The organism is Luteibacter sp. P4_E6, assembly GCF_056401535.1.
This window is the reverse complement of record NZ_JBFUJE010000285.1, coordinates 1-5,044: the sequence shown is the minus strand read 5'-3', so window position 1 is coordinate 5,044 and position 5,044 is coordinate 1. Positions and strand designations below refer to the sequence as shown.

The window sequence follows — 5,044 nt, the reverse complement described above, 5'->3', positions numbered from 1 at the left end:
AAACGCGACTTCGGCATGTTGGTGCCGCGCGTGCGGGTGGAGTACCAGCGTGATTTCCAGGGAAGCAGCGACGCCACCATGAGCTACGCGGATCTGCTCGCCGGGCCGCTCTATCGGGCCAACGTCGGCAGCACGGCGCGCAACCACGCGCTGCTCGGAATCGGCGCGCAGGCGCAGTTCAACAGCGGACTTACCTTGCGGGTGGAGTACCAGGCCCTGTTCGATGCCGCGACCCACGCCAACCAGTCGATCCTGCTGGGCATCGAAAAGACGTTCTGAGCCCGAACGGACCCGGATCAGCCTGGTGGGAGAGGACGCTCTTCCACCAGGCTACCGCTTCAGCGGCGTCCTTCTGTCGGCGGGGGTCACCCTCCCCAACGGCGCGGACCCTCTGTGGGAGCCGCTTCAGCGGCGATAGGACCCGCCTCAGTGCTACCCTATGCGCATGCTCAACAACGACACCCTACGCAGCATCCGCTACATGCTCGACCTCGGTGAGGTCCATGTGGTCGAGATCCTCAAGCTCACCGGCTTCGAAGCCAGCCGTGAATCCGTCGACCCCTGGTTGCTCAAGGAAGACGAACCCGGCTTCGTCGAGATGCCCGACCTGGCCATGGCCCATTTTCTCGACGGCCTGATCCTGCAGCGTCGCGGCCGCGACGAAAGCCAGCCGTCACGCCCCGTCGAAGCACGCATCAACAACAACGTGGTGCTGAAGAAGCTACGCGTCGCCTTCGAGCTGAAGGAAGACGACATCCTCGAGCTCATGGCTGCCGCCAGCTTCAAGGTGACCCGTGGCGAGATCAACGCCCTCTTCCGCCAGCCCAAGCACAGCAACTTCCGCCTCTGCGGCGACCAGTTCCTGCGTAATTTCCTCAAGGGCCTGACCAAGCGCCTGCGCGGCTGAAACCGCGCGCTTTACGGAGCGCGAGGCTTCCAGACGATCTGCCGGATGATCAGCGCGACGACCAGCACGGCGACGAACGCGCCGTAGCCCCACAACGCAGGGACGACCTGCTGCCAGATGGCACCGCTCTTCGGACCGAACTTGTCGGCAGCCGGTATGACCACGGCATCGAAGGACGTCATCGCCGCCTGCACCGCCGCGGCGACTGCCGCGACCAGGGCCAGCACGTCGAACGATCGACGCCTGACATTCTTCAGCAAGGCTTTCGGGTAAGCCCAGTAAGCCCAACCCAACACGATCAGCCAGGGCGCCAGCAGCATGAGGGCCAGATAGCGCATGGTCAGTCCTGTGCCGCGGCGAGGGCGTCCAGGGCAGTCCGCAGTCGAAGGACCGCCGCGGCACGCGCGACTTCGTCCGGATATGACGCGCCATTGGCGACCACCTCGCCGTTGRCCAGCAAGGCCACATGGTCGCCTTGCGATTCGATCACCGCCTTCGTCCCACCCACCGTCGACAACGTCTGGCGCAGCACGCCTGCCGCCTTGGGATCGGCAAAGGACGTCGACAGCAGTAGCTCTTCGCCATCGGTGCCAAACAGGCGGAAGCGGAAACTGCCGTCGTCGTCGCGGAAGCTGGCGAAACGCGGTGGCTTGACCTTGGTCGCCGCCTTCGTGGCGACAGGCTCGACGCTCGGAGCGCTGCGACGGCGCGCGCTGCGCAGGCCTACGGCGTCGCGTAGCGTCTCGACCAGGGGGCCGGCAATCGCACGCGCCTTGGCCGCGCCGGCAAGCAGGATGTCTTCCATGTCGTCCGGCCGGGACATCAGTGCCTCGTAGCGCTCGCGCATCGGCGCGACATCGGCCTCGACACGCTCGAACAGCACCTGCTTCGCTTCGCCCCAGCCAATGCCACGGTGCAGCGCATCGGCAAAGGCCGAGGTTTCAGCCGGCGTGGCGAAGGCCTTGAAGATGGTGAACAGCGCGGAGTCGTCGGTGTCCTTCGGCTCGCCCGGCGCACGCGAATCGGTCACGATCTTCATGATGGCGTCGCGCAGACCCTTCGAACCACCCTCGAAAAGCGGCACGGTGTTGTCGTAGCTCTTGGACATCTTCCGGCCATCGAGGCCGGGCAAGGTGGCGACCTGCTCTTCGATCTGCGCCTCGGGCATGACGAAGAATTCGCGCCCGAAGGTATGGTTGAAGCGCTGCGCGATGTCGCGGGCCATTTCAATGTGCTGGATCTGATCGCGTCCCACCGGCACCTTGTTCGCGTTGAACGCGAGGATGTCGGCTGCCATCAGGACCGGATACATGTAGAGGCCGGCGGTCACACCCGCGTCGGCGTCTTCCTGGGCTTCGACGTTCCTGTCCACGGCGGCCTTGTAGGCATGCGCGCGGTTGAGCATGCCCTTCGAGGTGACGCAGGTCAGCAGCCACATCAGTTCAGGCACCTCGGGGATGTCCGACTGCCGATAGAACGTTGCCACGTCCGGATCCAGGCCGGCTGCCAGCCAGGTGGCTGCGATCTTGAAACGCGATGCCTCGATACGATCCGGGTCGTCGCTCTTGATCAGGGCGTGGTAGTCGGCCATGAAATAGAACGCGTCGACGTTCGGGTCCTTGCTGGCCAGAACAGCCGGCCTGACGGCGCCGACATAGTTGCCGAGATGCGGCGTGCCAGTGGTGGTGATACCGGTGAGGACGCGGGTGTGCATGGGGACCTTGGGGGCGGCAGACGATAACCCTTTGAGTTTAGCCCGGGTCGTGGCCCAGGGGCGAGCGACACCCGAAAAACGACTTTCTAAGGGTCGATTCGGCAAGCCAGTCCCACCTCGTTGAAAGAGCAGGCATTGGCCGAAAGCGACGCAAAGCAAGCCTCTTTCCATCCGTTTCCAGAAGGAAGACGATGTTCGCAAGGATCTCGCGGCACATAGACAACCACGGATAGGGAGCAGTCATGTCTAAGGATCATTCCACGTATTCCGGCGAGCTCAAGGCAGGAATACGCGCAGGCGGTGGCTACCTGATCGGATTAACGACCGAGCAAGGCGTCGTCTACGCCAACATCGTTGCCCCGAAGCAGTATGAGTTAACCGGCCTTCTCATCGACGGTGCGGCCACCTCCGATCCGGGAAATCTTCTTCGCAGCGCTTTGAGTCGAACCGACAGCCGGGGAAACACCGAGATCATCGCCCCGCAAAGTGCGGTCGCACGTCAGGTTCTCGCGCTGGATATCGATGGGTACAGCGACTGGGCGATTCCGGCAGTGGATGTTCAGGAGATGATCGTACGGTACTTCATGCCAAAGCCCCATGCGAGCCGCGAAGACAATGCATACATAGTCACATCGGGCCAGAACGGTTCGAGCCTGCCCAATGGATTTCCCTATCTCGACCAGCAGCCTGGCATCACCTCGGTAGAGGCTTTCGTCGAGTACGGCAACGAAGCCTTTCAGCTGGAAACGTTTTACACCACCTCCACCGCGTTCCAACCTGGCGCGCAAGATGTAACTGCGTATTACTGGGGCTTCGATACGGCAACGGTCATGGATTTGGAACCGATCAACCATTGTCCCGTTCGACCCGTCAGACGCATGCCCTACAAAGCATGACCGGCCGGCGAGTGCCGAGACCCATCCATTGAGCAACTGCCCTGACAGGGAGTCATTATGAGCAAGCACGCTCCAAGCGCCTCACCTTGGGAGGTTCCGCTTCTCTCTTTTGCCATCGAGGAATACTACGATCTGGGAACCGAGATCTTCTACGCGGCCGATATTCGTGGGCTAGCCCAATGGGAGCCCTTTGTAGTGACAACCCCGCCGTTCCGCGCGGAGGACGAAGGTCGGCACGTGCACATATCTGCCGCCAATTATTCTTCGCCTCCACAAATTGTCAAAGCTGGCGAAGTGCTTCGCTGCGACGTTCCGTGGGGCTACCTGGGAGGTGTTGTGCCCGGAACCTCTGAGCTCAAGCTGTTTAGTTACTCTTCGCCACCCCCAGACGTCGTGACTTCGAGATTTCTCTACGTTCTCATCTTCAACGGCCCGATTACGCCTCCCGACGAAAACATCCGTGCGCTGGCCAAGAGCGCGACCGACCAGATGCGAGAAACACTGAAGCCAAGCTCGCAACGCCGATTGTCCGACACTGTTCGGCAGGGGGATCGCCATGAATAATCCGATTCAATCTCGAGCTGAGGGTGAGCCGGCCATCGGAACGCCCATGGAAGGTGGTTTTTACTTCGGGCTTACGCAGGAGAAAGGCGTTCTGTATCGGAACATCGTCGCGCCAAAAAGATACGAGATCTTCGGCGGCATCACTGATCCGGGCGTACCGGACGCTTCGAACCCACTACGTACGGCACTCAGCCGCACCGATAGCCGAAGCAATACCGAGGCTCTTCGGTTACACAGCCATGTTGCCCGACTGATTCTTGAGGCAGGCTTCGAGAACCACTCCGACTGGGGTATTCCCGCCGTCGATGTTCACGAACTGCTCGTGCGCAACTTCACGATGCTTCCGCCTTCTCGCGTCAGTACCTATGTGGTCACATCGGGCGAGAACGGTTCGAGCGTGCCACCGGGCTTTCCCTATCTATCGAACGAACCGGCGGTCACGTCGAGCGAGGCCTTCACCGAGCTCGGCCACGAAGTATTTGGGGCCTACAAATTCTACCTGACGTCCACACCCTGGAATCCCGATGCGACATACCCATCCATATACACATCGGTGTTCTCCGATAGCTCGATTCGCGAACTGGAGGTGAACAATAACGGCGCGGTGCGACCGGTACGACGTGTGCCGATCGAGGGGTAGGACCTCACCGCATCAACGTCGACTTTCCGAACAACGACTCGACGAGATCCACCGCCAGTTTCGCCGTCTGGTTCCGCTTGTCGAACGCCGGATTCAGCTCGACGATATCCAGCGAGCCCACTCGCCCGGTATCGGCGATCATTTCCATGCAGAGCTGGGCTTCGCGATAGCCGGGACCGCCACGAACGGTGGTGCCGACGCCCGGGGCGATGCTCGGGTCGAGGAAGTCGACGTCGAAGCTCACGTGCAGGTGGGTGTCCTGGTCGACGCCAGCCAGCGCTTCTTCCATCACTGCCTTGAGACCAATCTCGTCGATATAACGC

8 protein-coding genes are annotated in these 5,044 nt (G+C 61.6%); 5 read left to right on the top strand and 3 right to left on the bottom strand.

Annotated elements, in window-relative coordinates:
• Nucleotides 1-279, top strand: a 279-nt coding sequence (locus tag AC1DT2_RS15510) for an autotransporter domain-containing protein (RefSeq protein WP_477297279.1), incomplete at its 5' end; no start/stop codon positions are given.
• 166 nt (nucleotides 280-445) lie between these two features.
• Nucleotides 446-907, top strand: a complete 462-nt coding sequence (locus AC1DT2_RS15505; RefSeq protein WP_063573948.1) for a YehS family protein — start codon at nucleotides 446-448, stop codon at nucleotides 905-907.
• 11 nt (nucleotides 908-918) lie between these two features.
• Here AC1DT2_RS15505 and AC1DT2_RS15500 read toward each other — a convergent pair whose 3' ends face one another.
• Complete coding sequence (locus AC1DT2_RS15500; protein ID WP_477297278.1) at nucleotides 919-1,245, bottom strand: hypothetical protein; 327 nt, start codon at nucleotides 1,243-1,245, stop codon at nucleotides 919-921.
• 2 nt (nucleotides 1,246-1,247) lie between these two features.
• Nucleotides 1,248-2,621, bottom strand: a complete 1,374-nt coding sequence (locus AC1DT2_RS15495; protein WP_477297277.1) for a tryptophan--tRNA ligase — start codon at nucleotides 2,619-2,621, stop codon at nucleotides 1,248-1,250.
• 242 nt (nucleotides 2,622-2,863) lie between these two features.
• On the opposite strand from AC1DT2_RS15495, the gene AC1DT2_RS15490 reads away from it, so the two are divergent.
• The 3 genes from AC1DT2_RS15490 to AC1DT2_RS15480 are packed head-to-tail and all read left to right on the top strand — an operon-like array spanning nucleotide 2,864 to nucleotide 4,721.
• Nucleotides 2,864-3,517, top strand: coding sequence for a hypothetical protein (locus AC1DT2_RS15490; RefSeq protein WP_477297276.1), 654 nt, complete (start codon nucleotides 2,864-2,866; stop codon nucleotides 3,515-3,517).
• 57 nt (nucleotides 3,518-3,574) lie between these two features.
• Nucleotides 3,575-4,081: a hypothetical protein gene (locus AC1DT2_RS15485; RefSeq protein ID WP_477297275.1), complete on the top strand. Its 507-nt coding sequence runs from the start codon at nucleotides 3,575-3,577 to the stop codon at nucleotides 4,079-4,081.
• Nucleotides 4,074-4,721: a hypothetical protein gene (locus tag AC1DT2_RS15480; protein ID WP_477297274.1), complete on the top strand. Its 648-nt coding sequence runs from the start codon at nucleotides 4,074-4,076 to the stop codon at nucleotides 4,719-4,721. The genes AC1DT2_RS15485 and AC1DT2_RS15480 overlap by 8 nt, the downstream gene beginning before the upstream one ends.
• 4 nt (nucleotides 4,722-4,725) lie before the next feature.
• Here AC1DT2_RS15480 and AC1DT2_RS15475 read toward each other — a convergent pair.
• Nucleotides 4,726-5,044: arginase family protein (locus tag AC1DT2_RS15475; protein ID WP_477297273.1), on the bottom strand; the 319-nt coding region annotated here is incomplete at its 5' end.

What these genes read in the sequence shown, in the direction of transcription:
- AC1DT2_RS15505 (WP_063573948.1), top strand. Translation starts at nt 446, where the DNA reads ATGCTCAACAACGACACCCTACGCAGCATCCGCTACATGCTCGACCTC.
- AC1DT2_RS15500 (WP_477297278.1), bottom strand. Translation starts at nt 1,245, where the DNA reads ATGCGCTATCTGGCCCTCATGCTGCTGGCGCCCTGGCTGATCGTGTTG.
- AC1DT2_RS15490 (WP_477297276.1), top strand. Translation starts at nt 2,864, where the DNA reads ATGTCTAAGGATCATTCCACGTATTCCGGCGAGCTCAAGGCAGGAATA.
- AC1DT2_RS15485 (WP_477297275.1), top strand. Translation starts at nt 3,575, where the DNA reads ATGAGCAAGCACGCTCCAAGCGCCTCACCTTGGGAGGTTCCGCTTCTC.
- AC1DT2_RS15480 (WP_477297274.1), top strand. Translation starts at nt 4,074, where the DNA reads ATGAATAATCCGATTCAATCTCGAGCTGAGGGTGAGCCGGCCATCGGA.